The organism is Amycolatopsis sp. NPDC049691, from assembly GCF_040675005.1.
Taxonomy (GTDB): Bacteria; Actinomycetota; Actinomycetes; order Mycobacteriales; family Pseudonocardiaceae; genus Amycolatopsis.
The window spans coordinates 15,546-42,397 of record NZ_JBFANX010000036.1; the positions used below are offsets into that span (position 1 = coordinate 15,546).

Consider the following 26,852-nt stretch of genomic DNA (forward strand, 5'->3'; position numbering starts at 1 on the left):
CCGTGGCGGGCGGTGTCCACAATGCACGGTCGTGGCGCTCGGTGTGGGCGGCCGCGACCTGCCGACCCTCGGACCGGCCCGCCGCAAGAAAAACGCCCTGTCACAGAACGGCACGCGGGACAGCGGTGTCAATCGGGCGTCCGCAGGTGTCCAATCGGTGGACGTGGCCGGCTTCCCGATCACCCGGCCTTGACGGCGTGCACCGCTTCGGCGACCGAGAGGAGGGTGGCGATCGGGTCGGCGCCGAGGGGATAGACGCCGACCTGGTCGGCGCCGGCGTCCCGGTGGGCCAGCAACCGCGCCGCCACCGTGGCCGGGTCGCCGTGGGCGACGAGCGCGTCGAGGAGGCGGTCGCTGCCCGAACCTGCCAGGTCCTCGTCGGTGTAGCCGAGCCGCCGGAGGTTGTTCGCGTAGTTGGTGACCGCCAGCGCCGTTCCGGGCGGCGCGGACCGGGCGATCGCGCGTGCCCGCTCGGCGGCCGGCTCGACGAGGGCGAACTGCCCGGGCAGCAGCAGTTTCCCGGCGCCGAGGAGCGAGCGCGCTCGCCGGGTGTGCTCGGCGGGAACCATGCACGGGATCGAGCCCGCCGTGCGGTCGCGGGCCAGGCGCAGCATCCTCGGCCCGAGCGCGGCCACCACCACCCGGCCGGCCGGGACGTCCGCGCGATCGAGCCGGTCCAGATAGGACACCAGCGTGTCGTACGGCGAGGCCCATTCGGTGTGGACCTCGCGGTGTCCGATGCCGACGCCGAGCAGGAACCGGCCGGGGTGGCGGGCTTCGATCCGGTGGTAGGAGGCGGCGACGGTGTCCGCGCCGGCGGTCCAGACGTTCACCACGCTCGTGCCGACGACCAGCCGGGTGGTCGCGTCGAGCAGCTGCTCGACGAGGGCGAGGTCGGCCGGCGGTGAGGCGTCCAGCCAGAGCGTGCCGTAACCGGCCCGCTCGACTTCCGCCGCGGTCTCCGGAGTGACTTCGTGCTCGCGCAGGTGGGCGCCGAGCAGCCCGAGATCGATGTTCATGTCCCGACTCCAGCACGACGGCGCGCCGGGAACCAGGACCAGGGTGCCCGCGCAGCGATAACCTGGCGGCATCGTCGCAGGGAGGACCGGTGGAACTACGGGCGTTGCGGTACTTCGTCACGGTCGCCGACGAACTGCACTTCGGCCGGGCCGCCGACCGGCTGCACATCGCGCAGCCCGCGGTCAGCAGGCAGATCGCCCAGCTGGAACGCGAACTGGGGGTCCGGCTCTTCGACCGCTCACCGCGCCGGGTCCGGCTCACCGCGGCCGGCCTCCGGGCGCTCGACGCGGCGCGCGAGGCACTCGCGGCCGCCGATCGCGTCCGCTTCGCGGCGAACCCGCGGGCGGGTGTGCTGCGCATCGGCACCGGCACCGGGCAGTTCACCGCCCGCCTGGAACGGGGGATCGACGCGTTGCGGGAGCAGGCCCCGGCCTTCGACGTGGTGCTCGTCGACCTGCCGCTGCCCGCGCGCCTGAACGCCCTCCGGCAGGGCGAGCTCGACATGGCGCTCGCGCGGGGCGTGCGGGCGGCGCCCGGGCTGCGGGTGCTGCCGACGTGGACCGAGACGCTGTTCGCGGTCGTGTCCGCGCGGCACGCCGCCGCCGGACGCGCGGCCGTCGGCGTGGCCGAACTGGCCGACGGTCCTTTCCGGACTTCCCAGGACCACGACCCGTCCGTGGGCACCGCGCTGCGGGAGGCCGGCGCTGCGGTCCGGACGGGGCACCGGGCGGCCACGGTCGGGGACACGATCGTCGAGGTCGGCTCCGACCCGCGCAGCTGGACGGTGCTGCCCGGAGACCAGGTGGCGGAACTCCGCTCGACCCGGGTGCGCGCGATCCCGCTCGACCCCCGCACGACGATCACCGGCAGCGTCGTCGTCCCGGCCGGCCTCCCGACCCTCTGCGCGACGGCCCACCGGGCGGCCTTCGGTGACTGATGACCTCGCGCGCGGCAGCTTCTTCGGGTGTGGGATTTCGGCGACGACGGCCGCCGCGGCGTGAAGGATGTCCGCCGGGTGGAACGGTTTGACGGCACACGGCTCGCCGGCGGCACGATGGCGGTGTCGCACGAAGGAGCCGCGTGATGAGATTCCAGGTCCTGGACATCCTGCCCCACCTCACGAATCCGGTGACCGGTCGCCGGGTCCGGACCGACGAGCGCCCAGTCGGTGACGTCGGCGCGTTACGCGGAGGAGTTCGGGTTCGACGCCGTCGCGCTCGGCGAACGGCACGCGGGGCACTTCTTGAGCAGCGGCGTCACCGTGCTGCTGGGGGCGATCGCGGCGACGACGAGCCGGGTGCGGATCCAGACCGGGGTCTCCGTGCTGTCGATCCACGATCCACTGCGGGTGGCGGAGGACTACGCCACGGTCGACCAGTTGTCCCGCGGACGGCTGGAACTGGTGATCGGCAAGGGAAACGAGCTGCGGCAGCTGCCGATGTTCGGCATCGGGAACGGCGACCAGTGGGACGCGCTCGCCGAAAAGTACGAGCTGCTGCGGCGGCTCTGGCGCGAAGAGGACGTCACCTGGTCCGGGCGTTTCCGCGGCCCGCTGGACGGGGTGACCAGCCTGCCGCGGCCGTTCGCCGGCGCGCCGCGGGTGTGGCACGGTTCGGCGACCACGGTGACGTCGGCGGAACTGGCCGCGAAGTGGGGTGATCCGCTGTTCTCGGCCAACACCCTCCAGCCGCGGGACCGGTACACCGTGCTGATCGAGCACTACCGCAAGCACTACGCCGAGCACGGCCACGACCCGCGGTTCGCGTTCGTCGCCGCGGGAGCCGGGTTCCTCTACCTGGCGGACACCACGCAGGAAGCGCGTGCGGCCTTCGGTCCGACCTACGAGAAGATCGTCGAGTTCTTCAACCAGCCGGGGAACCACACCCCGGGAAACCCGATGGAGTTCCCGACGATCGACGACGCCATCGAGCGTGGGCCGGTCCTGGTCGGCAGTCCCCAGCAGATCGCCGAGAAGATCCTGTGGTGGCACGAAGCCTACGGACACGACCTGCAGTCGTTCAGCCTGCCCACCATGATCCCGCACGAGCAGCAGCTGGACATGCTCGAACGCTTCGCCTCGGAGGTCGTGCCCGTGGTGCGCAAGGCCGCGCCCACGACACTGTGGACAGACGGCGACCCGTACGGCGGGCGCCCGGCCGTGCACGGGCGCACCGTCGTGGACGCGGCCGGCGGCCACTGACGGTTCAGGTGTCCAGGCCGAGGTGCTCGCGCAGGGTCGTCCCGGTGTACTCGCTCCGGAACGACCCGCGTTCCTGCAGCAGCGGCACGACCGTGTCGGCGAACTCGTCGAGGCCGCCGGGGGTGACGTGCGGGACGAGGATGAAGCCGTCGCTCGCGTCGGCCTGGACCAGCTCGTCGATCGCGGCGGCGACGGTCGCGGGCGAGCCGATGAAGGTCTGCCTGCCGGTGACTTCGACGATCAGGTCACGGGTGGACAGGTTCTTGGCTTCGGCCAGCTGCCGCCATTCGCGGGCGGTGGCGAGGGGGTCGCGGTACATGCGGACGCTGGCCCGGCCGGGCGCGATCGTCTCGCCGACCACGGGATCCGTCGACGGGAGCGGCCCGTCCGGGTCGTGGTCGCTCAGGTCGGTGTTCCAGACCTGTTCGAGGAACTTGATCGCGGTCTGCGGGCTCACCTGCTGCCGCCGGACGACGTGGGCGCGCTCGTGGGCGTCGGCATCGGTGTCGCCGAGGACGAACGTCGCCGCGGGCAGGATGACCAGCTGCTCCGGCCGGCGGCCGTACTTCGCCAGGCGGCCCTTGACGTCGGAGTAGAACGCCTGGCCCGCTTCGAGGGTGCCGTAGCGGCTGAAGATCGCATCGGCGGTGGCCGCCGCGAATTCCCGGCCCTCGTCGGAGTCACCGGCCTGGATGATCACCGGACGGCCCTGCGGGCTGCGCGGCACCGGGAACCGGCCCTCGATGTCGAAGTGCGCGTCGTGGTGGGCGAAGGCGCCCGCCTCGGGGTCGCGCAGGAACACGCCGGTCGCGCCGTCGGCGGCGATCTCGTCGCCACGCCAGGAGTCGAACAGCTCCCATGCGGTGCGCAGGAACGTCTCGGCGCGCTGGTAGCGCTGGTCCTGGGGGAGAAACCCGCCGCGGCGGAAGTTCTCGCCGGTGAAGGCGTCCCACGACGTGACGACGTTCCACGCGGCGCGCCCGGCGGAGAGGTGGTCGAGCGAGGCGAACTGGCGCGCCACCTCGAACGGCTCGTTGAAGGTCGAATTGATCGTGCCGGCCAGGCCGAGCCGTTCGGTGACCGCGGCCAGGGCGGACAGCACGGTGAAGGTGTCCGGACGGCCGACGACGTCGAGGTCGTAGATCCGCCCGTTCTGCTCGCGCAGCCGCAGGCCCTCGGCGAGGAAGAAGAAGTCGAACTTCGCGCGCTCGGCCGTCTGCGCCAGCTTGACGAACGAGCTGAACTGGATGTGGCTGCCCGCCTCGGGGTCGCTCCACACGGTCGTGTTGTTGACGCCGGGGAAGTGCGCCGCGAGGTGGATCTGCTTCCGGGACATTCGAGGCCTCCTCAGACGGCGGCGTAGCGGTTGGCGGGCCGGGGAAGACCGAGCAGGCCGCGGAGGGTGTCCGCTTCGTACCCGGTCCGGAAGGCGCCGCGGGACCGCAGTTCGGGGACCAGGGCGCGGGTGATCGCGGTGAGGTCGTGCGGCACCGCGCCGGGGCGCAGCCGGAAGCCGGAGAGCCCCGCGCTGTGCCAGTCGAGCAGCAGGTCGGCGAGCCCGGCCGGGGTGCCGGTGAAGATGTGCGCGTCGGAGGTGTACGCCGCCCCGAACCGGTCGTCGAGCCGTGCCTTGCGGTCCGCGGCCGCCTGCTCGGTCTCGTCGAGGAACACGACGATGTCGCCGAAGACGTGCAGGGTTTCGGCGCCACGTCCGGCCTGCTCCTGTTCGTCGCGCACCGCGGCGATGATCGTGGTGGCCTGTCCGCGGTCGAAAGGCGTTACGTAGACGACGTCGGCCGAGCGGGCGGCCAGGCGGTAGGGGATGGCGGCGTGGGCCAGCGAGGTGACCGGCGGCTGGCCCTGCGGCGGGCGTGGCGTGATCGACGGGCCCTTGACCGAGAACCAGCGCCCGGCGAAGTCGATGTAGTGCAGCTTGTCGCGGTCGATGAACCGGCCGGTGGCGACGTCGCGGATCTCGGCGTCGTCCTCCCAGGAGTCCCAGAGCCGCCGTAGCACCTCGACGTAGTCGGCGGCTTCGTCGAAGAGGTCCTTGAGGGGGCTGGGTTTGTCCGGCTCGGCGGAGTCCTCGAGCCGGAACTCGCCGAATTCGCGGCGGCCGAAGTGCCGGTTGTCCGCGGCGCGCCCGGCGACCTGCACGCGCACGCCGGCGCGTCCGGTGCTGACGTAGTCGAGCGTGGCGATGGCCTTGGACAGGTGGAACGGCTCGGTGTGGGTGACGACCGCGGTCGGCACGAGCCCGATGTGGGAGGTCAGCGGCGCGACGCGGGCGGCGACGAGCACGGCGTCGAGGCGGCCCTGGACGATGTCGGTCCGCTCGCCGGGCCGGTCGAGGTAGCTCACCGTCTGCAGGGCCAGGGAGTCTTCGATGGTGACGAAGTCGAGCTTGCCGGCCTCGGCCTCCTGGACCAGGCCGGCCCAGTAGCCGGCGGTGAGCAGTTCGCGGGGCCGCGCCCCGGGTTCGCGCCAGGCGGCGGGGTGCCAGCCCGCGCCGTCCAGCGCGACAGCGATCCGTGGTCCCGTTCCTGCGGTCATCCCGGCGTTCCCTTCTCCCGGCTCATGTGCGCAGTGTGCGCCGGATCGCGTGCTCGAGGCGGGACCGGCCAACTGCTGGGACGCCGGGAATAAACCGAGGGTCACCGCGTCAAGGCAGCGCCAGGTGCTCCCGCAGCGTCGTGCCCTCGTACTCGGTGCGGTAGACGCCGCGGTCCTGCAGCTCGGGTACCAGCCGGTCGACGACGTCGTCGAGCGCCGCCGGGACCAGGTGCGGGCTGATGGTGAAGCCGTCGACCGCGCGCGTGCGGACGTAGTGCGCCCATTCGTCGGCGACCTGCCCCGGCGTGCCGACGAAGCCGTGCTGACGCGGTTGCACCTCGAGGACCAGCTGGTGAATGGACAGCTTCTTCGCCTCGGCCGGCTCCCGCCACCGCTGGATCCGCTCGAGCTTCCCGGTCCGGTCGGCGATCGGGATCGTCCCGCGTGACGGGTCCAGCTCGCCCTCGGTGGGCGCGATGTCCGGGAGCGGGCCGTACGGGTCGTAGGCCGACAGGTCCCGGCCCCAGTACTGCTCGAGGAACGCCAGTGCCCGCTGCGGGGTGATCTGGCGCCGCCGGACGTCCTCCGCGCGCTCGGCCGCGTCGGCGGGGGTGTCGCCGAGGACGACGGTCGCGCCGGGCAGGATCCGGACGGCGTCGGCGGGCCGGCCGTGGCGGGCCAGGCGGGCGCGCAGGTCTTCGGCGTACGCGACGGCCTGGTCGTGGGCGGTGTTGGCCGAGAAGACGACGTCCGCGTACTTCGCCGCCAGTTCACGGCCGCCGGGGGAGTCGCCGGCCTGGAACAGCACCGGCCGGCCCTGCGGGCTGGGCGGCACGGTCCGGGTCGCTCGCACGTTCACCAGGTCGGTGTGCCGGTCCACCGGCCCGTCGCCGGACCACAGCGCCAGGGCGGCTTCGACGAACTGCTCCGCCCGTTCGTACCGGCGCTCGTGGGCCAGCCGGCCGCCGCGGCGGAAGTTGGCGCCGGTCCAGGCGTTGTCGGTGGTGACGATGTTCCAGCCGGCCCGGCCGCCGGACAGGAAGTCCAAAGAGGACAACCGGCGGGCGAGGTCGGCCGGGAAGTCGTAGGTGGTGTTCTGGGTGGCGACCAGCCCGATGCGGGTGGTGGCGGCGGCCAGCGCGCTCAGCTGGGTGATCGCGTCCGTGCGACCGACACGTACGTCTCGATCTCCGTGTGCGGCGCGTTCGACGGGTCGTCCCAGAGGAACTGCGGGCCGACGCCGGTGTAGAACACGCCGAGGTGCAGCCGGGCGCTCACGCGAACTCGCTTTCCGGGCGCGGGAGGCCGAGCGAAGCGTGGCGCCGGGGCGCGGCGGGACAAGCAGGCCTTCCGAGCGCAGGGCGGGCAGGACCTCGCCCGCCAGCACCGGCAGGTGGGCGGCCGGGTCCGCGAGGTGCAGGCGGACCCCGTCGACGCTCGCGGCGAGCCAGCCCAGCAGTTCGGTCAGGCCGAGCGGGGATCCGGTGTAGTGCAGGCGGTCCGGGTGCGTCCGGCGTCCCGCGTCGCCCAGCCTGACCTCGACCTCCGCGAAGACGAGGAAGGCGCCCGTGTCCCGCGCCCGCGCGGCGCGGTCGCGGACGTCGTCGAGGCCGCTGCCGCCCACGAGCACGACGTCCGGCCGGGCGGTGTCGGCCAAGGCGTCGGAGGCGAGCACCACCGGCCTGCCCTGCGGTGGCCGGGGAGTGATCGAGGGTCCCTTGACCGAGAACCGCGCTCCGGTGAAGTCGACGTGGTGGACCTTGTCCGGGTCGAGGTACCGCCCGGTGGTGACGTCCTTGACGACGGCGTCGTCGTCCCACGAGTCCCACAGCCGCCGCACGACTTCGACGACGTCGGCGACTTCGTGCCGCAGCGCGTCCGGATCGAGCCGCGACCCGCCGACGGTGGCCAGGGCCGCGGCCGAGCCGTCGGCGCCGACCACTCAGGCCGCGCGTCCGTGCGAGGCGTGGTCGAGGCTCGCGAGCTGCGCGGCGAGGTGGAACGGCTCGGCCGTGGTGACGTTGGCGGTCGCGGCGAGCCCGAGCCGGTCGGTCAGCGTCGCGACGTAGGCCGCGCGGGTGGTCGCGTCGAGCCGTAGCCCGCCGGGCGGTGGCAGCGGCGAGTCGTCGAAAGTGGCGAACGTGAAGCCGGCACGCTCGGCGGTGGTGACGACGCCGGCCAGCGTGCCGGGGGACAGCCGGTCGGGTGCGGCACCGTCGCCGGCCAGCGCCACGGCGACGTGCAGGCTGCGAGAAGTCATGCCATCACAGCTATCCGGTGCCCGGCCTCGGTGCACACACGTTCAGGATGTGGACCGCGGCGCGGGGTTCCTCGTCCAGGATCTGGAATCCGCGGCCGGCTCGTTGACCTGACCCGGCGCGCTTCCTAAGGTTCGTCGGTGTCAGCGGAAAGCGCCCGCGCTTTTCTCCCTTTCCTTTTCCGGAACAGGTACCCCCATGCCCGAATCCGTCTGGGTCGCCCAGTCTGATCCGCGGGTCCGGCCCTTGCTCGCCGACCTGGCCCGCGAGTATTCGGCGCGCTACCACCGCGTGCTCGACGACGTCCACTTCGAACTCCGCGAGTACCCACCCGAGCGGTTCGCTCCGCCACACGGCGGCTTGGTGCTGCTCCTGACGGACGGCGTCGCGGTCGCGGGTGGTGCCTTCCAGCGCTACGACGAAGAAACCGCCGAGCTCAAACGGATCTGGACGCACCGGGCGCACCGCGGTCAGGGCCTCGCCCGCCGCGTGGTCGCGGAGCTGGAGGCCGAAGCCGGCCGGCGCGGGTACACCCGGATCTTCCTCACCACGGGCCCGAACCAGCCCGAGGCACGGGGGCTCTACTTGGCCACCGGCTACACGCCGCACTTCGACGTCCACGCCGTGCCCCGGACGCGATTGCCCTTCTCGAAAGCACTTCCCGCGGCGGTGGGGGCCAGATGACCAGCGATCTCGGAACGCGGCCCGCTCCCTCCGCGACACCGGAAGAAGCGCTGAAGATCGTTCCCGCGCGGCGGCCGTTGACCTGGCTCGCCGCCGCTGCCGTGGCGGTTCTCGTCGCGATGGCCGTGCACGCGCTGGTGACCAACAAGGCGTTCGACTGGCCGACGTTCGCGAAGTTCGTCTTCCAGAAATCGATCTTGGAAGCGGTCGCGCTGACGCTCGAACTGACGTTGTTCGGTGTCGTGGCCGGGTTCCTCCTCGGTACCGTGCTGGCGTTGATGCGCATTTCCCGGAATCCGCTGCTGCGCGCGGTCAGCTGGACCTACACGTGGATTTTCCGGTCGGTGCCGCTCATCCTGCAGCTGCTGTTCTGGTACAACCTCGCGATCCTCTACAACGAGATTTCCTTCGGCGTCCCGTTCGGCCCGTCGTTCGTCTCGGTCGGGACGATGAGCCTGATCCCGCCGTTCTTCGCGGCCGGTCTCGGGCTGGCCCTGCACCAGGGCGCCTACGCCGCGGAGATCGTGCGCGCCGGGTTCCTCTCGGTGGACGCGGGGCAGCGCGAAGCCGCCGCGGCGCTGGGCATCCCGGCCGGGCGGCAGTTCCGCCGGATCGTGCTGCCCCAGGCGCTGCGCACGATCGTGCCGACCGCGGCCAACGAGATCATCGGCCTGCTCAAGGCGACCTCGCAGGTGTACGTGATGGCGCTGCCGGAGCTGTTCTACCAGGTGCAGGTGATCTACACGCGCAGCGGCCGGGTGATCCCGCTGCTGCTGGTGGCCACCGCCTGGTACCTCGCGCTGACCACCGTGCTGTCGGTCGCGCAGTACTACGTCGAGCGCCGCCTGGGGCGTGGCGCATGACCGCGGAGTACACAGTGGACGTCCGTGGCGTCCACAAGAGATTCGGGACGCTGACCGTTCTCGACGGCGTGGATCTCCGGGTGCGCCACGGGGAAGTGACCGTCCTGCTCGGACCGTCCGGCTCCGGGAAGTCGACGCTGCTGCGGCTGATCAACCACCTCGAGCGCGCCGACCGCGGGTTCATCAGCGTCGACGGCGAGCTGATGGGCTACCGCCGCTCCGGCGACCGCCTGCACGAGCTCAAGGAGCGCGAGATCCTCAAGCAGCGCACGAAGATCGGGTTCGTCTTCCAGAACTTCAACCTGTTCGGCCACCTGACGGTGCTGGAGAACGTCGTCGAGGCACCGATCTCCGCGCAACGCCGTCCCCGCGCCGAAGCCGAGGCCAAGGCCCGCGAGCTGCTGGACCGGGTCGGGCTCGCGGACAAGGCGGACCAGTACCCGCGCCGGCTGTCCGGTGGCCAGCAGCAGCGGGTCGCGATCGCGCGGGCGCTGGCGCTCGAACCCGGCGTCCTGCTCTTCGACGAACCCACCTCCGCGCTCGACCCCGAGCTGGTCGGCGAGGTCCTGGAAGTCATCCGCGACCTGGCGAAGGCGGGCACGACGATGGTCGTCGTCACCCACGAGCTGGGCTTCGCGCGCGAGGTCGCCGACACCGTCGTCTTCCTCGACGGAGGCCGCGTCGTCGAACAGGGCCCGCCCGCCGAAGTCCTCGACCACCCGCGGCACCCCCGCACCCGTGCCTTCGTCGAGAAGGTCCTTTGAGGAGAGTCATGAAACTGAGAACCCTGCTGCTCGCTTCGGTGTTCGCGCTCGCCGCGTGCGGCAGTCCCGAAGCGGCGACCACGAGCGCGCCGAGCGACCGGCCCGGTGGCGTCAACATCACCGCCGACCAGAACCGGATCCGGGCGCAGAAGGTCGACGCGCTCGCCGCGCTCGTCCCCGCCGACATCCGCGCGCGCGGCACGCTCGTCGTCGGGACGACCGGCAACGGCACCCCGCCGCTGTCCTTCCGCGCGGACGACGACAAGACGGTCATCGGCGTCGAGCCCGACCTCGCGCAGCTCGTCGCCGACGTGCTCGGGCTGAAGCTCGACCTGCGGGCGTCGTCGTGGGAGAACCTCTTCCTCTCGGTGGAGAACCGCCAGTTCGACGCCGGGTTCTCCAACATCACGGTGACCGAGGAGCGCAAGGACAAGTACGACTTCGCGACCTACCGCAAGGACACCATCGCCTTCGAGGTCAAGAACGAGAAGAACATCTCGGTGCGCGAACCGAAGGACATCGCCGGACTCACCGTGGGTGTCGGCGCCGGGACGAACCAGGAGCAGATCCTGCTGCGCTGGGACCAGCAGAACAAGGCGGCCGGCCTGGCGCCGGTGAAGTTCCAGTACTACCAGGCGACCTCCGACTACTACCTGGCCTTGCAGTCGGGCCGCATCGACGCCTACGTCGGCCCGAACCCGACCTCGGCCTACCACGTCGCCGTCGACGGCAAGACGAAGATCGTCGGCACGGTCTCCGGCGGTGGCACCGTCCCGGCCGACATCGCGGCGATGACCAAAAAGGACGACGGCCTGGTCGAGGCCCTGCAGCAGGCGCTGGACACGGTCATCAAGAACGGCCAGTACACCGAAGTCCTCAAGCGCTGGAACCTGACGTCCGAGGCGCTGCCCGCGTCGGAAGTCAACCCGCGCGGCCTGCCCCGCAAGTGAACCGGCTCAGCGGCTGATCGCGGCCGCGTAGTCGAACAGCGTCACGCGGTCGGGAAGCTTCGTCTTCGTCATCAGGCTGGAGACGTGCTTCTCGACCGTCTTCGGGGAGATCAGCAGGCGCCGGGCGATGTCGGTGTTGCCGAGGCGGTGCGCGAGGAGCTGGAACACGTCGTACTCGCGCACCGTCACGCCGGCGTCGCGCAGCTCGCGCGGGAGCCGGTGCAGGCCGTGGCGCCGTTGCCGCACGGACTCCCCGGCCCGCCGCAGCAGCGTGCGGCACGCGCCGGCCACCGCCGGGATCGCCGCGTCGTGGAAGTACTCCTCCGCCTTGCGCAGCCACGGCACCGGATCGCCCCAGCCGTCGGCGAGCGCGGATTCGGCGACCAGGCGCGCGCCGAGGTGCCCGGCCATCCGGTACGGCAGGGCCGCTTCGCGGGCTTCCTTCGCCGCGCTTTCCGCGCGAGCGGTGTCGCCGTGGCGGCCGTGGAGCACCGCCTCCGCGAGGGCGGCGAACTGCCGGTTCCAGCGGAACCCGCTCTCCTCCGCCGCGGCCGCGGCGGCCAGCTCGTCCGGCCCGAGGTCGCCGGCGAGGACGCCGAGCAGCAGCTCGATTCCGTGTCGCCCGGCCAGGGGCGGGTCGCCGGGCTCGTGGGCTCGCGCGAGCTTGAGGTCGCGCCGGGCCCGGTCGCGGTCCTCCTCCAGCAAGGCGCAGAACGCCTGGGCCAAGCCCAGGCACAGCGCGAGGTCCGGGTGGTGGGCGCCGCCCGCCGCGCGGAAGCCGGTGATCGCCCGCGCCATGCCGGCCCGGTCCGCCTGGTGTGCCGCGTGGACCGCGCGGATGACGTGCGTTCGCGCGGCTACGGCGTCGAGGTGGTGCCGCGCGGCGCTGGTCGCCAGGTCCACGAGCCGCCGCCCGGCGACGCGGTACTCCCCGCCGAGCACCGGCCCGTGCAGGACCGCGTCGGCCTCGGCCGCGTGGGCTGCCGCGACCGCGCCGCCGCGCTCCGCCTGCTCACGGGCCAGGACCAGCTCTCCGGCGTCCCCGTCCGCCAGTGCCGCGTGCACGCCCAGCCGCAGCAGGACGTGCGTGCGCCACAGGGGGAGCCGGTGGGTTTCGGTGAGCTGCCGCGCCCGTTCGAGGTGGTCCCGTGCCTCCGCCGGGTCGCGGGCGAGGCCGGCGAGCCCCAGCAGCGCCTGCACCGTGCCGACCGGGTCGCCGCTTCGCCGGGCCTGCTCCAGCGCGGCCGCGGCGAGCGTCCCGGCTTCTCCGGCGCGGCCGTGGCCCGGCGCCTCGACGAGGATGAGGGCGTGGACGGCGTCGACCGCGGCGCGTTGCCGGTCGCCGCCGGCGGGCCCGAGCCGGGTGCGGGCCGCGGTCACCTGGGCGAGTGCGTCGCCGGTCCGGCCGGCGAGGTGCGCGGCCCAGGCCAGCCGCGCGTGCAGCGCCGCGGCCCGGTCGAACAGCCCGACCTCGGAAAACCTGCCGGTCAAGGCGAACGCACGGTCGACCTGCCCGGTCTCGGCGAGCGCGTGCAGCAGCGATTCGAGGACGGCACCCCGCAGCGGCAGGTCGGGACTGTCGGTCAACAGCGCGTCGGCCTGGTGCAGCAAGGTGACCGCGGTGCCGGCGGCGGCCTCCGCGACCGCCCGCTGCCCGGCATCGGCGAACAGCCGTCCGGCCGCGGCGCGGTCGCCCGCGAGCTGCCGCAGCCGCGCGGTCCGCGCGCACCAGTCCCCGGGCAGCCCCGGGTAGAGCAGTTCCGCGGCGTCGGCGGCCAGCCGGGCGAGTTCGGCGCGCCGGGCGGGACCCAGCTGGGTGAGGACCGCCTCGACCGTCAGCGGGTGCCCGAAGACGTACCAGCCGACCGCCGTCGAGTCGGGTTCGATGAACTGCGCGTCGACGGCGGACTCGAGGAAGGCCGTCACGGTCCGGTCGTCGGCGCCGGCGGCCCGCTGCACCACCGCGGCGGGGAACCGGTGACCGAGGACGGCCGCGGCGGCCAGCTGGTCCGCACTCGCCGGCCCGAGTTTCGCCATCCGCGCGGCGACGCTGGTGACCAGCGCCGCGGGCACGGTGCCCGCCGATCGGTCCGTCACGTGCCAGCCGCCGGGTCCTTCGGCCAGCATCCGGTCCTCGACCAGCTCGTGCAGCAGTTCCTCGACGAGGAACGGGATCCCGGAGCTGAGCTGCCACAGGTGCGTGGCCGTGGCGGGCGGCACGCGCTCGCGGTCGGTGCCGAGGCAGGCGGCGACCATCTCGTGGACGTCGTCGCGACCCAGCCGCCGCAGCGTGCGCAGCGAGCAGACGCCGTGCCTGGCCGCCGACCGGGCGATGTCGCGAGCGGCGGAGGCGTCGTCGCGGATCGTGCCGATCAGCAGCACCCGGGCCGACCCCAGGTTGTCGAGCAGGTACTCCAGCACGAAGAGGGTTTCCGCGTCGGTGTGCTGCAGGTCGTCGAGCACGAGCACGCAGCCGCCGGCGCGGCCGACGACGGTGAGCAGGCGCAGCACGGCTTCGGCGACCACCAGCAGCGGTGGCGCCGGATCGTCCGCCGGGCCGCCGCGCCAGTCGGGCACCAGCACGCCCAGCGCCGGCAGGTACGGGCCCAGGTCGCCGACGTCGACCGGTTCGGCGTCCCTGGTCAGCGAAAACAGCGCCTCGGCCAGCGGCCGGAACGGCACCGCCGGACCGAGGGCGCTGCCGCTGCCGCGCAGCACCCGGGCACCGCGTCCGGCGGCCCGGGCGGCCAGCTCCCGGGCGAGGCGGGACTTCCCGATCCCGCTTTCCCCGACGAAGAAGACGGCGCTGCCGTGCCCGGCCAGCGCGTTGTCGAGCGCCTTGGCCGATTCCCGCAGCTCACCGTCGCGGCCGACGACTTCCGGCGAGCGGATCAGCATGCCGGGAAAGCGGCATGATCACCGGAACAATCGTATTCACGCATCGAATTGATCCCCCCGGCGCGTCGGGCGGAGCGATCTTCCTCGGCAAGCGGGGTTCGCAGTGGCGGCTGGACACCGCGCAGCGCAACGGCGGGCCGCTGATGTGGTCGCAGCGGATCAACACCGCGGGCCTGGGCGGGGTGCTCGCCTCCGCGGAACTCCACCGGACCGACGAGCTGACCCGGCTGCAGCAGCGGCTGCAGGACAACATCGCGCTCTTCGACCGCCTGGTGGAAACCGGGGAACGCGGGGACGGGCTGCCGATCCGGTTCGTCCGGGTCGGCTCGGAGGACGCCACGGTCCGGCTCGCCCAGGGCCTGTTCCGCAACGGGTTCTACGTCTCGCCGATCTTCTTCCCGATCATCGGCCGCGGCAAGGCGGGCCTGCGGATCATGCTGCGCGCCAGTATGACGACGGCCGAGATCGAGCGGTTCGCCGCCCTGCTCGGCTCGCTGGGGGAAGCGTGACCGCGCTGCTCTCGCACATCGACGTCACTTCGCCGGATTTCCGGCGTAACGTCGAGGATTTCGAAGCCAACCGCGAGGTCATCGCCGCCGCCCGCGCGGCGGCGCTCGCCGGCGGCAGCGAACCGGCCCACCGCAAGCACGCCGCCCGCGGGAAGCTGACCGCCCGGCAGCGCGTCACGCGGCTCCTGGACCCCGGCACGCCGCTGCTGGAGATCGGCCAGCTCGCCGCGCACGACGTCTACGACGAGCCGGTGCCCTCGGCCGCGCTCGTGGTCGGGATCGGGCTCGTGGCCGGGCGGCCGTTCGTGGTGTTCGCCAACGACGCCACGGTGAAGGGCGGCACCTACTTCCCGCTCGGCGTCCGCAAGCACCTGCGCGGGCAGAAGATCGCGCGGGAGAACGGCCTGGGCTGCATCTACCTGGTCGACTCCGGCGGGGTGTTCCTGCCGCTGCAGGAGGACCTGTTCCCCGACGAGGACCACCTCGGCCGCATCTTCCGGAACATCGCCGAGCTGTCGGCCGAAGGGCTGCCGCAGCTGGCCGCGGTGATGGGCTCGTGCACCGCGGGCGGCGCCTACATCCCGGCGATGTGCGACGAGACGGTGATGGTCCGCGGCACCGGCACGGTGTTCCTCGGCGGCCCGCAGCTGGTTCGCGCGGCGACCGGCGAGGTCGTCGACGCGGAGACGCTCGGCGGCGCCGATCTGCACACCCGCGTCACCGGCGTCGCCGACCACCTCGCCGAAAACGACGACCACGCCCTCGAGATCCTGCGCGACCTGGCCGCACGCAGCCCACGGCCGAAGCTGTCCCCGCCACCGCGGACACCCAGACCGCCGAAGTACGACCCCGCCGAGCTGCCCGGCGTGGTCAGTGCCGGGCTCAAGGAACACATCCCGGCGCGCGAGGTCCTCGCCCGGCTGCTCGACGACAGCGAGTTCACCGAATACCGCGCCCGGTTCGGGCCGACGATCGTCTGCGGCACCGGGCACGTCGGTGGCTACCCGGCCGGCGTGCTGATCAACGACGGCGTCCTGTTCTCCGAGAGCGCGCAGAAGGCGGCGAACTTCATCGAGGTGTGCGCGCAGCGGGACATCCCGCTGCTGTTCCTGCACAACATCAACGGGTTCATGGTCGGTGCCGAATACGAGGCGGGCGGGATCACCAAGCACGGCGCCAAGCTCGTCAACGCCGTGTCCTGCGCGAAGGTGCCGAAGTTCAGCCTGGTCATCGGCGGCAGCTACGGCGCCGGCAACTTCGCCATGTGCGGACGGTCCATGGGCTCGCAGCTGATGGCCATGTGGCCCAGCGCGCGCTCCACGGTCGTCGGCGCGGAGCAGACGGCCAAGGTGATGACGCTGATCCGCGGTGACCAGCTCGCCAAGGAGGGCCGCGACCTCACGCCCGAAGAGGAGGCGGCGATCCGCGAGCCGATCCTGACCGCCTACGAGCGGCAGGCGCGGCCGCTGTACTACGCGGCCCGGCTGTGGGTCGACGCCGTCGTGGATCCGGTCGAGACGCGGGACTGGCTGGCGTTGTGCCTGGCCATGGCCGCCGACGCGCCGAAGCGGGAGACCCGCTTCGGGGTCTTCAGGATGTGAGGGGACGATGCCGAAACGTGTGCTGATCGCCAACCGCGGGGAAATCGCCCGCCGCATCGCCCGCACCTGCCGCCGGCTGGACGTGGACTACGTGGCCGTGCACTCCGCCGCGGACGCCGGGGCGGCCCACCTGGCGGGTGCGGTCGATACCGTCCACATCGGACCGTCGCCGGCCCGGGAGAGCTACCTCGACATCGGCGCGGTCGTCGGCGCGGCCCTGAGCACCGACTGCGACGCCGTCCACCCCGGTTATGGTTTCCTGTCGGAGAACCCGGAGTTAGCCGCCCGCGTCACCGAAGCCGGACTGGTCTACATCGGACCGGACGCGGTCACGATCGAGGCGATGGGGGACAAGGCCCGCGCCCGGGAGCTGCTGGCCGCGGCCGGAGTGCCGGTGCTGCCGGGCTCCGAGCACGCGACCGAGTCCGCGGAGGTCCTGCTCGCCGACGCTCGCCGGATCGGCTACCCGGTGATCCTCAAGCCGGTCGCTGGAGGCGGCGGCAAAGGCATGCGCGTGGTGCACGACGAAGCCGAGCTGCCCGAGGCGGTCGCCGAGGCCGTCCGGCTGGGGCGGGCCGGGTTCGGCGACGGCAGGCTGCTGGCCGAAGGGTACGTCGCCGCACCGCGGCACATCGAGGTGCAGGTCTTCGGCGACCGGCACGGGAACGTCGTCCACCTCTTCGAGCGGGAGTGCTCGCTGCAGCGGCGGCACCAGAAGATCGTCGAAGAGGCGCCCGCGCCCAACCTGTCCGCGACGACGCGCCACGCCTTGCTGGACGCGGCAGTACGCGGCGCCACCGCACTCGGCTACGTCGGGGCGGGCACGTTCGAGTTCATCCTCGACGGCGAGGGGCGGTTCTTCTTCCTCGAGGTCAACACCCGCCTGCAGGTCGAACACCCGGTCACCGAGGAAATCACTGGGCTCGACCTCGTCGAATGGCAGCTGCGCGTCGCCGACGGCGAGCCGCTCCCGCTGCCGCAGTGGCGGATCCAGGCCACCGGGCACGCGATCGAGTGCCGGGTGTACGCCGAAGACCCGGAGCACGGCTTCCGGTCGGCTCCGGGGCACGCCGAAGCCGTTCGCTGGCCGTCGGACGTCCGCGTCGAGGCCGCCTTCGACGAATCCGGCGCGGTGCCGGGTTTCTACGACCCGATGGTGGCGAAGCTCGTCGCCGCCGGGGGCAACCGGGCCGAAGCCCTCGCGCGGCTTCGGACGGCGATCGAGGGAACCACCCTCGTCGGGCTGACCACGAACCTCGGCTTCCTCGGCGAGCTGCTGGCCGAGCCGCGGGTCGTCGACGGCCGGGTGGACACCCACCTCGTCGACGCCCTCACCGCCCGTCCCGTTCCGCACCGCCGGACCTCGCAAGCACTCGCGTGCGCGGCGGCCATGGCGGTGCCGGAGCTGCCCGCGTCACCGTGGACCGGCGCGGTCGGGGCGTTCGACCGCGCCGCGCTCGACCCGGAAGCGCCCCTCGGGCGGATCACCCTGCGGTCCGGCGGCCGCGACCACGAGGCCCGGATACTGGCCAGGGACCGGTCGGGGCTGCACGTCGAAACCGGCGACGGCCGGTTCACCGTGCTGGGCGGGCGTGGGGACGACGGGCTCTTCCGCGGCACGGTGGGGACCACCCGCTGGACGGGTTTGCCCACCGCCGGCGGCTACGAGATCGTCGTCGGCGGCCACCGCGTCGCCCTGGCGCGCCGCACTTTCGACGAAGGCGGCGGCGAAGCGTCCGACGGCGCGGTGCGCACGCCGATGCCCGGGGTCGTCGTCGGCGTGCCGTGCGAACCCGGTGCCCGGGTCGAAGCGGGGGAGCTGCTCGTGGTGGTCGAGGCGATGAAGATGGAGAACCGCATCGCCGCGCCGTTCACCGGGACGGTGGACCGGCTCTCGTGCGTCACCGGCGACAGCGTCACCGCCGGCCAGGTCCTCGTCACCCTCAAGCCGTGAAGGAGACACCCATGCCCGAAACCCTGTTGTTCGTCGGCGGTGCCCGGCCGCTCAGCTTCAGCCTCGACATGGCCGCGGAAGCACTGGACCAGGCGGCCGCACGCGGGATCCGCGTGCACGTCACCAACACCGCCGAGGTCCTCGCGGCGACGGCGGACGTCGTCGGCAAGGCGGCCGAGGCGTCCACTGTGGACGTCCTGCGCCCCGGCGCGTCAGCGGCCTGGGCTCGCTCCCGCGGTGAGCGCTTCGACGCCGTCTACGCGCTTCAGGAGCTGGCCCAGGTCGCCGTCGCCGAGACGGCCCTGGCGGTCGGCGCCCCCGGCAACCCGCCGGAGGCCGTGCACCGCGTCCGGAACAAGGACGCCTGCCGCGAAGCACTGGCCGCCGCCGGTTTCCCGCAGCCGGTCGTGCGGCTGTGCGCCGGCCTCGCCGAAGCGGAGGCGTTCCTCCGCGAGCACGCCGGGCCGTGGATCGTGAAACCCCGCGACGCCATGGGCAGCACGGGAGTCAGCCTGGTGACCGACCCGGCCGGGCTGCCCGCGGCTATCGCGCTGCTGCCGGACACCAAGCCGTTTCTCGTCGAACAGTTCGTCGAGGGGCCCGAGTTCAGCGTCGAGGGCGTTTTCCTCGGCGGTGAGCCGAAGATCCTCGCGGTCACCGCCAAGGAGAAGGTGCCGCCGCCGTTCTTCGTCGAGACCGGGCACGTGCTGCCGGCCCCGCTGCCGGACGCCCGGCGGCACGAGATCGAAGAGCGGGTCTCGGCCGCGTTGAAGACGCTCGGGCTGCGTGTCGGCGGCTTCCACGTCGAACTGTGGCTCACCTCGGCCGGGGTCGTGCTCGGCGAGGTGCACGGCCGCTTCGGCGGCGACTGGATCCACCGCATGCTCGCCCACGCCATCCCCGGCCTCGAGCTGTACGGGCTGGTCTTCGACGACATGCTGGGGCGCCCGCTCCCGGACGTCCCCCTGGAACCGAGCCGGGGCGCGGCCGTCCGGTACTTCACGCCGCCGCCGGGCCGGCTCGCCGCCGTCGAGGGCTGGGACGAGGTCCTCGCGCACCCCGCCGTCCTGCACGCCGAACTGGGCGTGCGGCCCGGCGACGAGATCCGGCCCCTGCACCGCTCCGGCGACCGCGTCGGCCTCGTCGTGGTCGGTGCCGACACCGCCGAAGCCGCGCGCGCACTGGCCGCCGACCTCGTGAACTCGGTGAAGTTCGTGCCCGAACCCGAATCCGATCGCCTGCCGGGCCTGTGGGCCCTGCGCTGACCCCGTCCGCCGACCCGAGGAAGACATGACCACCGACATCGGCATCATCGGCACCGGCTCCTACCTGCCCGACCGCGTCGTCCCCAACGCCGAGCTCGCTCCGGCGGCCGGCGTCGACGCGGCGTGGATCGAACGCAAGACCGGCATCCGCGAACGCCGGTACGCCGCCCCGGGGCAGGCCACCTCCAACCTCGCGGCGATCGCGGCCGACCGGGCCCTGCTCGCCGCCGGCCTGAGCCCGGACGACGTCGACCACATCGTCGTCGCCACCTCCACGCCGGACCACCCGCAACCGGCCACGGCCAGCCTGGTCCAGCACCTCATCGGCGCCCGCTCGGCTTCGGCGGTCGACGTCAACGCGGTGTGCAGCGGGTTCGTCTACGCGCTCGCGATGGCCGAGGGGCTGCTGCACGCGCGCGGCGGCGGCCACGCGTTGGTGATCGGCGCCGACGTCTACTCCCGCATCCTGGACCGGCGTGACCGGAAGACGGCGTTCCTGTTCGGTGACGGTGCGGGGGCGGTCGTACTCGGTGCGGTACCGCCGGGAGCGGGTGTCATCGGCACGCGGTTGCGCGGACACGGCGCCGAGCACGCGCTGATCGGCGTGCGCGCGGGCGGCAGCAGGCTGCCCGCGTCGGTGCGGTCGGTGCTGGACGGCGAGCACTTCTTCCGGATGAACGGCCGCGGCGTGCGCGAGTTCGTCAGCGGGCACGTGCCCGGCGCGATCACGGCGGCGCTGCGCGAAAGCGGGGTGCCCGGCGCCGCTGTCGACCACTTCGTGCCGCACCAGGCGAACGGCGTCATGCTGCGCGAGCTGGCGGGCGGGCTCGACCTGCCGAACGCGCGGCTGCACCTGACCGTCGGGGAGTTCGGCAACACCGGCGCGGCGTCCGTGCCGATCACCCTCGACACCGCCCACCGGTCCGGTGCGCTGCGGGCCGGGGACGTCGTGCTGCTGGCCGGGTTCGGCGGCGGCATGAACCTCGGCGTCGGCCTGTGCCGCTGGACCGCCGCGCTCCCGCGTCCCGAAGCCGGTGCCGAGGACCACGCCGGCGCCCTGTCCCATCGCTGAGAAAGGCCTGCCATGCCCGCGCTCCTGCCCCGCGGCGGACCACCCCGCCTGCTCGCCGTGGCGACCCTGGTCACGATGACCGGCTACGGCGTCTACCTGACCGCCGGCGTCCTGTACTTCACCCGGGCCGTGCACCTGCCCGCCGGGCAGGTCGGCGCCGGGTTGACCATCGCGGGCGCGGTGTCGCTGGCGGCCGGGATCCCGTTCGGGCACCTCGCCGACCGCCACGGCGCCCGCACGGTCTACGCGCTCACGCTCGTGCTCGGCGCGATCTCCATGACGGGCCTGTGCCTGGCCGGGGACTTCTGGTCCTTTGTGGCCTTCGCCAGTCTCGGCGCGGCGGCCCAGACCGCCGGACCGGCGGCTCGCAGCCCGCTGGTGCAGGAATACGGCGGCGACCGGCCGGCCGAGTTCCGCGGCTACCTGCGCTCGGTGACCAACCTCGGCATCGCGCTCGGCGCGTTGCTGGCCGGCTGGGGCGTCGCGGCCGACACCCGCAACGCGTACCTGCTGCTGATCGGCGGCAGCGCGCTGTCCTACGCGGCGAGCACGGCCATCGTGCTGTTCCTGCCGGCGGTCCCGCCCCGCCCCGCGGGTGCGGGTCCTCGCTGGATCGCCCTGCGGGACCGGCCGTACCTGGTGCTGACCCTGCTCGACGGCGTGCTGGCGATCCAGTACCGGGTGCTGACGGCGGCGGTCCCGCTGTGGCTGGTCGCCCGGACCACGGCGCCGAACTGGACGATCTCCGGCGTCATGGTGGTCAACACGGTGATCGTGGTGTTCTTCCAGGTCCGGGCGAGCCGCCGGATCGACACGACCCGGGCGGGCGCGGTGGCGTTCCGGCGTGCCGGCTTCGCGTTCTTCGCCGCGTGCGTGGGGATCGCGGCCATGGCGGGCGCGCCGACGTGGCTGGCGCTCGTTCTCCTGCTGGCCGCGGTGGTCGTGCACACGATCGGCGAGCTCTGGCAGGCGGCGGGCGGCTTCGAGCTGTCGTTCACACTGGCGCCCCCGCACGCGGTCGGCCAGTACCAGGGCCTGTTCGGGATGGGACTGGGGCTCGGCGTGACGCTGGGGCCGGCGGTGCTGATCGCCCTGTGCATCACCTGGGGCACTCCGGGGTGGTTCGTGATCGGGGGCATCTTCGCCGCGACCGGCCTGGCCGTTCCGGCGGTGGTCCGCTGGGCCGAACGCGACCGGTCACGCTCGGCTGCGGCCGAGCCGCAGATCGCGTGACCTGAACGGACGGGTTTGTTCAGTGCTTGGGAATCCCGCTTCTCATTCCGTGGATGCCGTTGCCGTGCGCGGGCGCCGTGCCCCACCCTGCCGATCATGACCCAGCTCCACGAACCTCTGAAATTCGCCTATTGGGTACCGAACGTCAGTGGCGGACTCGTCACCAGCGATATCGAACAGCGCACCGACTGGGGGTACGAATACAACCGGGATCTCGCGGTCATCGCGGAGGAAAACGGTTTCGAATACGCCCTCACGCAGGTGCGCTACACCGCCAGCTACGGTGCCGCCTACCAACACGAATCGACCGGCTTCAGCCTCGCCCTCCTGCTGGCGACGCAGCGGCTGAAAGTCATCGCGGCCGTGCACCCGGGCCTTTGGCAGCCCGGTGTGCTCGCCAAGTTCCTGGCCAGCGCGGACGTCCTCTCCGGTGGCCGGGCCGCGGTGAACGTCGTCAGCGGCTGGTTCAAGGACGAGTTCACCGGGCTGGGTGAACCGTGGCTGGAGCACGACGAGCGCTACCGCCGGTCCGAAGAGTTCATCCGCGTGCTCAAGGAGCTGTGGACGAACGACCACGCCGAGTTCTCCGGCGACTTCTACCGCATCCACGATTTCGACATCAAACCGAAGCCGCACTCGGCCGAGGGCCGCCCGCATCCCGAGATCTTCCAGGGCGGGAACTCCACCGCCGCGCGCAAGCTGGCCGGCCGCGTGTCGGACTGGTACTTCAGCAACGGCAAGGACTACGACGGGTTCAGCGAGCAGGTGGCCGAGGTCCGCGGCTACGCCGCCGAAAACGACCACGCCGTGCGATTCGGCTTGAACGGGTTCGTGATCGCCCGCGAAAGCGAGTCCGAAGCGCGGGACGTGTTGCGGGAGATCGTCGCCAAGGCCAATGTGGAAGCGGTCGAGGGCTTCCGCTCCGCCGTGCAGCAGGCCGGCAACTCGACCGCGGACAAGAAGGGCATGTGGGCGGATTCGGACTTCGCCGATCTCGTGCAGTACAACGACGGCTTCCGCACCCGGCTCATCGGCACCCCGGAGCAGATCGCCGAACGCGCCATCGAATACAAGCGGCGGGGCGCGAGCCTGCTGCTGCTCGGCTTCCTGCACTTCCAGGAGGAGGTCGAGTACTTCGGCAAGCACGTCCTGCCGATCGTCAGGGAACTGGAAAAGGACCTCGACCACAGCGCCGCAACCCCCGAACCCGTGAGGAGCCCGGCATGACCGACTGGATCGAACGAGCCCGCGAGGTCGCCGCCAAACTCGCCGTCGACGCCGTCGAACGCGACCACCGTGGCGAAACCCCGTACCAGGAAGTCCAGCTGCTGAAGGACAACGGGCTGGTCACCCTGCTCGGCCCCACCGAGCACGGCGGCGGCGGGCAGACCTGGGACACCGCGTACCGGGTGATCCGCGAGATCGCCAAGGCCGACGGTTCGATCGGCCAGCTGCTGGGCTACCACTACCTGTGGGCCTGGGCGGCGCGGCTGGTGGCCACCGACGAGCAGGTGGCCACCGTCGAGGAGCTCTACACCACCGGCAACCTGTTCTTCGGCGGCGCGGTGAACCCGCGCGACTCCGACCTGACGATCACCGAGGACGGCGACTCGATCGTCTACAACGGACACAAGTCGTTTTCCACCGGCAGCAGGGTTTCCGATCTCACCGTGCTGGAAGGTGTCCTCGAAGGAACCGAAGACCACATCTTCGCCATCGTCCCATCGCAGCAGGAAGGCATCACCTTCCACGACGACTGGGACAACATCGGCCAGCGCCTCACCGAATCCGGCAGCGTGACGATCGACAACGTGCGGGTGCCGTGGGCGTCGGCCGCCGGGTACGTCGACCGGAAGTTCCGGCCGCTCGTCTACAACACCCTCAACGTGCCGGCCATCCAGCTCGTCTTCACGAACTTCTACCTAGGGATCGCGCAGGGAGCACTGGAGACGGCGCTGGCGTACACCAGGGACCGGACCCGGGCCTGGCCCTACGGCGGCGACGACAAGCAGGCCGCCTCGGAGGAGTGGTACATCCTCGACGGCTACGGTGACCTGCAGGCGAAGCTGTGGGCCGCGGAAGCCCTGGCCGACAAGGCGGGCGCGGCGATCTCGCGGGTGCTGCACGCACCACGCGAGGAACTCACGCCGGAGGCCCGCGGCGAGGTGGCGGTGCTGATCGCCGCGGCCAAGCAGCGCACGGTGGACACCGGCCTGGAGATCGCGACGAAGATCTTCGAGCTGACCGGAGCCCGGGCGAGCGCGTCGAAGTACGGCCTGGACCGCTTCTGGCGCAACCTGCGGACCCATTCGCTGCACGACCCGCTGCCGTACAAGCGCCGCGAGGTGGGCGCGTACGCGTTGCTGGGCGAGTACCCGACTCCGACTTGGTACACCTGAGGACAGGTCGAGGCGGGGCCGTCGCCGTTTCCTCGCCGTCTGACGACCGAAGCCCCGCTCCTGGCGAGGAGGAGCGGGGCTTCGATGGTGGCGCGCGATACCGGGATTGAACCAGTGACCTCTTGGTCAGGCCGACAGCGTCGATGGTCATGGGAAGCCTCGTTTCGCGCGCAGGACTGTCGCGCCGACCAGGCTTCCCGACACACCAGGGGTGACTTTACTCCGGCCGCACCGCGGAATGTCCTTGCTCGTCGTCGATGTCCTCTTGTCCGGCTTCGGCGGCGACCGTACGGATGCCGCGGAGCTGGCCGGAGCGCATCCACAGCGCGTACAGCACAGTGGCGATGAGCGGGGCGGCGGCGATGGAACCTCGCGCTAAGCGCGTGCGCGCCGCAGGCAATGTGGGTCTCGCGATCGGCCGACGGGCCGACTTGGATTTTGCGTCGTTCGAAGACTCGGTCGTGATCAAGTGGCGTTGTCAAGGGATCTGTTTCACGTCCTGAATCGCGACTTCGCACGATATACCGCGGCGGTTCTCTGGTAGTCGGATCAGTCTGTCTCGGCCTGGGAGTTGTCGTCGGTGGCTTTTCGATACCACTGCTCGGCCTCGGCCAGTTCGCCTCGGTCTTTCAGCAGTCCACTGAGGTTGAACATGGCGTCGGTGTCGTCAGCGGCGGCGGCTCTTCGGTACCAGTGCTCGACCTCGGCCGGCTCACCTCGATCCTCCAGTGAACCACCGAGGTTGAACATGCCGCTGATGTCCCCGGCGTCAGCGGCGCGGCGGTACCAGCGTTCGGCTTCGACCTGTTCGCCCCGGTCGGAAATAGCACGCCGAGGTTGTTCATCGCTCCGGTGTGGCCCACGTCGGCGGCTTGACGGTACCAGTGTTCGGCCTCCACCAGGTCGCCCTGCAGTTGGTGCACGATACCGAGGTTGTTCATGGCACTGAACTTGGCGTTGGCGCCAGTGTCAGCATCGACAGTGGCTCCTACGCTATCTCCTTCGACGGCTTGACGGTACCATTGTTCGGCTTCGACCAGATCGCCCCGTTGTTGCGATAAGGTGCCGAGGTTGTACGCGGCCAGGGTGTGGCCGTTGTCGGCGGCTTGGCGGTACCAGCGTTCACCCTCGTCCAGCTCACCGCGGGTTTTCAGTAGCAGGCCGAGGTTGTTCATGGCGTCTGTGTGGCCGTTGTCGGCGGCTTGGCGGTACCAGTGTTCGGCCTCGGCCAATTCACCTCGGCCGTTCGATACGAACCCCAGGCTGAACATGGCCGTTGCGCTCCCCAACGCGACCGCCTTTCGCCATGCCTGTTCGGCTATATCCGACAGCGTATGCGTGACCTCGGCTTGGTAACCGATTGATGTCAGCTCTTCCTGGTCATCGGACAAATCGATGGCGTGCTGCCAGGTGGTAAGAGGGATAGGGGTCTCGCCTTTCGAGAGCAGCTCCAAGGCATAGTCGTAGACGCGGTAGGACCTGTTGGTTGATTCCAGCAGCGATACGGTAGGGTTGATCTCTTGAGTGGCCCACGTGAGAGCGGCGGAATACTTGTCCTCGTCAGCCAGGTCAGCCTGTTGGCGGTCGTTCAAGTGCGGTAAGGCGAGCTTCGGTAGCAGCTCCTCGGGAACTGGCTGGGTTGTCCCGACTCGTGACCAATTTGCAGCACCGACTACCAGGGCATAACCGGTCGGACTGGCATCCGGGCCGGCCTCGAGCCGATTGCGGACGAACTGCGCGGCCGCGGCGTACTCGCCGATGCCGATACGAGTGACTCGTTCGCGAACATCCTGGTCGGGAAACGCCCGACACAAGTCTTCTTCGGTCGGCCGGTCGCGTTCGCGGTCGATAGTCACTACTTCGAAGTGGCACAACACATCCCACTCCGGTGGGCGCAGCTGGTTGGTGGGTTGGCGCTTGTCCCACTCGTTCGCGCGCAACGTAGCCACCAGCCAGTTCGAGGCGGAGAGCCGTCGCATGAGCCCAGCGCTGATGCCATCGCTGGACAGGAAACGTTCCAGGTCGTCCAACCAGATGACTTGGTTGCGAATGAGGATGTCGGCCTTGTCGAGGTCGCTCAACGCCGTCGGACTGTCGGGCAGCAACACCGGCGCCTCTGGGAGCACTTCTTCGACGACTGTGGCGGCCAGTCGTGTTTTACCCACCATGGATGCCCCGACGAGGAGGACCGGCCGACGCGCACGGAGGTGTTCTGCCACCTCGCGCTCCTTCGAGGATCGCGGTAGGTACGGCACGTCGATCACAGCGGTGTGGATGCGCAGTTCTCTGTGGCTCAAGGCACCGATGGTTCTTTCGGAAGAGCTGACGCTCCGCCGGATCACCGCTCTTCCGGACTTGTTCTGTTCGCGAGCCCGCTGCCAAACCGGCCCGATGCCGCTCACCACAGCGGCCAACGCGGCTGCCGCGGCCACCAGCCACCAGGCAGCACCCTGCCACTTCTGCACGAGCGCGAGCCCGGCGGCGAAAACGAGCAGTCCGACCAGTACCGCCGCGACGAGCCTCTGGCTCGGCGGTCGAAGCCACTGCTTGCCCACGTCCGTCCTCCTCCGCCCTGCGCAAGGTTCGCACACCGGCACACTGGCAAGCTTCTCAAGCGAGAGAACGACCC

At 71.5% G+C, this 26,852-nt stretch carries 23 protein-coding genes; 14 read left to right on the top strand and 9 right to left on the bottom strand.

The features are described 5' to 3' along the window. Positions 1 to 179: 179 nt before the first annotated feature. Positions 180 to 1,019 carry a TIGR03620 family F420-dependent LLM class oxidoreductase gene (locus AB0J40_RS45395; RefSeq protein WP_364466529.1) on the bottom strand — a complete coding sequence of 280 codons (840 nt, stop codon included), beginning with the start codon at positions 1,017 to 1,019 and terminating at the stop codon, positions 180 to 182. Between the two features lie 89 nt (positions 1,020 to 1,108). Between AB0J40_RS45395 and AB0J40_RS45400 the strand changes: the two genes are divergently transcribed. Further along, entirely contained in the window at positions 1,109 to 1,957 is an 849-nt protein-coding gene (locus AB0J40_RS45400) for a LysR family transcriptional regulator (RefSeq protein ID WP_364466531.1), read from the top strand. Between the two features lie 231 nt (positions 1,958 to 2,188). Continuing rightward, positions 2,189 to 3,220, top strand: a complete 1,032-nt coding sequence (locus AB0J40_RS45405) for an LLM class flavin-dependent oxidoreductase (RefSeq protein ID WP_364466532.1) — start codon at positions 2,189 to 2,191, stop codon at positions 3,218 to 3,220. A 4-nt stretch (positions 3,221 to 3,224) separates the two neighbouring features. On the opposite strand, the gene AB0J40_RS45410 is transcribed toward AB0J40_RS45405, so the two are convergent. The 4 genes from AB0J40_RS45410 to AB0J40_RS45425 all read right to left on the bottom strand — a co-directional run bounded on the left by AB0J40_RS45410 (position 3,225) and on the right by AB0J40_RS45425 (position 8,033). Further along, on the bottom strand, positions 3,225 to 4,556 hold the full coding sequence (locus tag AB0J40_RS45410; protein WP_364466534.1) for an NtaA/DmoA family FMN-dependent monooxygenase: 1,332 nt from the start codon (positions 4,554 to 4,556) through the stop codon (positions 3,225 to 3,227). Between the two features lie 11 nt (positions 4,557 to 4,567). Continuing rightward, the gene (locus AB0J40_RS45415) at positions 4,568 to 5,773 is read right to left on the bottom strand and encodes an LLM class flavin-dependent oxidoreductase (RefSeq protein WP_364466536.1); all 1,206 of its coding nucleotides are present in this window, start codon (positions 5,771 to 5,773) and stop codon (positions 4,568 to 4,570) included. 109 nt (positions 5,774 to 5,882) lie between these two features. Then, positions 5,883 to 7,715, bottom strand: a complete 1,833-nt coding sequence (locus AB0J40_RS45420) for an LLM class flavin-dependent oxidoreductase (protein ID WP_364466538.1) — start codon at positions 7,713 to 7,715, stop codon at positions 5,883 to 5,885. Next, positions 7,716 to 8,033, bottom strand: a complete 318-nt coding sequence (locus AB0J40_RS45425) for an LLM class flavin-dependent oxidoreductase (protein WP_364466540.1) — start codon at positions 8,031 to 8,033, stop codon at positions 7,716 to 7,718. It lies immediately after the preceding gene. Positions 8,034 to 8,229: 196 nt separating this feature from the next. Here AB0J40_RS45425 and AB0J40_RS45430 point away from each other — a divergent pair, with 196 nt between their 5' ends. From AB0J40_RS45430 to AB0J40_RS45445, 4 genes are read left to right on the top strand one after another with little or no spacing between them, the layout of a single operon-like run. Then, positions 8,230 to 8,715 carry a GNAT family N-acetyltransferase gene (locus AB0J40_RS45430; protein ID WP_364466542.1) on the top strand — a complete coding sequence of 162 codons (486 nt, stop codon included), beginning with the start codon at positions 8,230 to 8,232 and terminating at the stop codon, positions 8,713 to 8,715. Further along, on the top strand, positions 8,712 to 9,578 hold the full coding sequence (locus AB0J40_RS45435) for an amino acid ABC transporter permease (RefSeq protein WP_364466544.1): 867 nt from the start codon (positions 8,712 to 8,714) through the stop codon (positions 9,576 to 9,578). The genes AB0J40_RS45430 and AB0J40_RS45435 overlap by 4 nt, the downstream gene beginning before the upstream one ends. Then, positions 9,575 to 10,342 (top strand): amino acid ABC transporter ATP-binding protein, encoded by a 768-nt coding sequence (locus AB0J40_RS45440; RefSeq protein ID WP_364466546.1) that lies wholly within the window; start codon positions 9,575 to 9,577, stop codon positions 10,340 to 10,342. The genes AB0J40_RS45435 and AB0J40_RS45440 overlap by 4 nt, the downstream gene beginning before the upstream one ends. Positions 10,343 to 10,350: 8 nt before the next feature. Next, positions 10,351 to 11,292, top strand: a complete 942-nt coding sequence (locus AB0J40_RS45445) for an ABC transporter substrate-binding protein (protein ID WP_364466548.1) — start codon at positions 10,351 to 10,353, stop codon at positions 11,290 to 11,292. 6 nt (positions 11,293 to 11,298) lie between these two features. On the opposite strand, the gene AB0J40_RS45450 is transcribed toward AB0J40_RS45445, so the two are convergent. Then, positions 11,299 to 14,190, bottom strand: coding sequence for an AAA family ATPase (locus tag AB0J40_RS45450; protein WP_364466550.1), 2,892 nt, complete (start codon positions 14,188 to 14,190; stop codon positions 11,299 to 11,301). 14 nt (positions 14,191 to 14,204) lie between these two features. Here AB0J40_RS45450 and AB0J40_RS45455 point away from each other — a divergent pair, with 14 nt between their 5' ends. From AB0J40_RS45455 to AB0J40_RS45490, 8 genes are all read left to right on the top strand, one after another. Continuing rightward, positions 14,205 to 14,699, top strand: a complete 495-nt coding sequence (locus AB0J40_RS45455) for a hypothetical protein (RefSeq protein ID WP_364466552.1) — start codon at positions 14,205 to 14,207, stop codon at positions 14,697 to 14,699. Next, positions 14,696 to 16,300 carry a carboxyl transferase domain-containing protein gene (locus AB0J40_RS45460; protein ID WP_364466555.1) on the top strand — a complete coding sequence of 535 codons (1,605 nt, stop codon included), beginning with the start codon at positions 14,696 to 14,698 and terminating at the stop codon, positions 16,298 to 16,300. Before AB0J40_RS45455 ends, AB0J40_RS45460 begins: the two co-directional genes overlap by 4 nt. A 7-nt stretch (positions 16,301 to 16,307) precedes the next feature. Next, positions 16,308 to 18,254: a biotin carboxylase N-terminal domain-containing protein gene (locus AB0J40_RS45465; protein WP_364466557.1), complete on the top strand. Its 1,947-nt coding sequence runs from the start codon at positions 16,308 to 16,310 to the stop codon at positions 18,252 to 18,254. An 11-nt stretch (positions 18,255 to 18,265) separates the two neighbouring features. Further along, the gene (locus AB0J40_RS45470) at positions 18,266 to 19,519 is read left to right on the top strand and encodes an ATP-grasp domain-containing protein (RefSeq protein ID WP_364466559.1); all 1,254 of its coding nucleotides are present in this window, start codon (positions 18,266 to 18,268) and stop codon (positions 19,517 to 19,519) included. 25 nt (positions 19,520 to 19,544) lie between these two features. Further along, on the top strand, positions 19,545 to 20,591 hold the full coding sequence (locus AB0J40_RS45475; RefSeq protein ID WP_364466561.1) for a ketoacyl-ACP synthase III: 1,047 nt from the start codon (positions 19,545 to 19,547) through the stop codon (positions 20,589 to 20,591). Positions 20,592 to 20,603: 12 nt separating this feature from the next. Continuing rightward, positions 20,604 to 21,824: an MFS transporter gene (locus tag AB0J40_RS45480; RefSeq protein WP_364466563.1), complete on the top strand. Its 1,221-nt coding sequence runs from the start codon at positions 20,604 to 20,606 to the stop codon at positions 21,822 to 21,824. 96 nt (positions 21,825 to 21,920) lie between these two features. Further along, positions 21,921 to 23,051 (top strand): dimethylsulfone monooxygenase SfnG, encoded by a 1,131-nt coding sequence (gene sfnG, locus AB0J40_RS45485; RefSeq protein ID WP_364466565.1) that lies wholly within the window; start codon positions 21,921 to 21,923, stop codon positions 23,049 to 23,051. Beyond that, positions 23,048 to 24,223: an acyl-CoA dehydrogenase family protein gene (locus AB0J40_RS45490; RefSeq protein WP_364466567.1), complete on the top strand. Its 1,176-nt coding sequence runs from the start codon at positions 23,048 to 23,050 to the stop codon at positions 24,221 to 24,223. Before sfnG ends, AB0J40_RS45490 begins: the two co-directional genes overlap by 4 nt. 217 nt (positions 24,224 to 24,440) lie before the next feature. Here AB0J40_RS45490 and AB0J40_RS45495 read toward each other — a convergent pair whose 3' ends face one another. From AB0J40_RS45495 to AB0J40_RS45505, 3 genes are all read right to left on the bottom strand, one after another. Next, positions 24,441 to 24,692 (bottom strand): hypothetical protein, encoded by a 252-nt coding sequence (locus AB0J40_RS45495; RefSeq protein ID WP_364466568.1) that lies wholly within the window; start codon positions 24,690 to 24,692, stop codon positions 24,441 to 24,443. 80 nt (positions 24,693 to 24,772) lie between these two features. After that, complete coding sequence (locus tag AB0J40_RS45500) at positions 24,773 to 24,877, bottom strand: hypothetical protein (RefSeq protein ID WP_364466570.1); 105 nt, start codon at positions 24,875 to 24,877, stop codon at positions 24,773 to 24,775. Beyond that, a complete protein-coding gene (locus tag AB0J40_RS45505) occupies positions 24,853 to 26,778 on the bottom strand; it encodes a tetratricopeptide repeat protein (protein WP_364466572.1) in 1,926 nt (641 codons plus the stop codon). Before AB0J40_RS45505 ends, AB0J40_RS45500 begins: the two co-directional genes overlap by 25 nt. Positions 26,779 to 26,852: the final 74 nt, after the last annotated feature.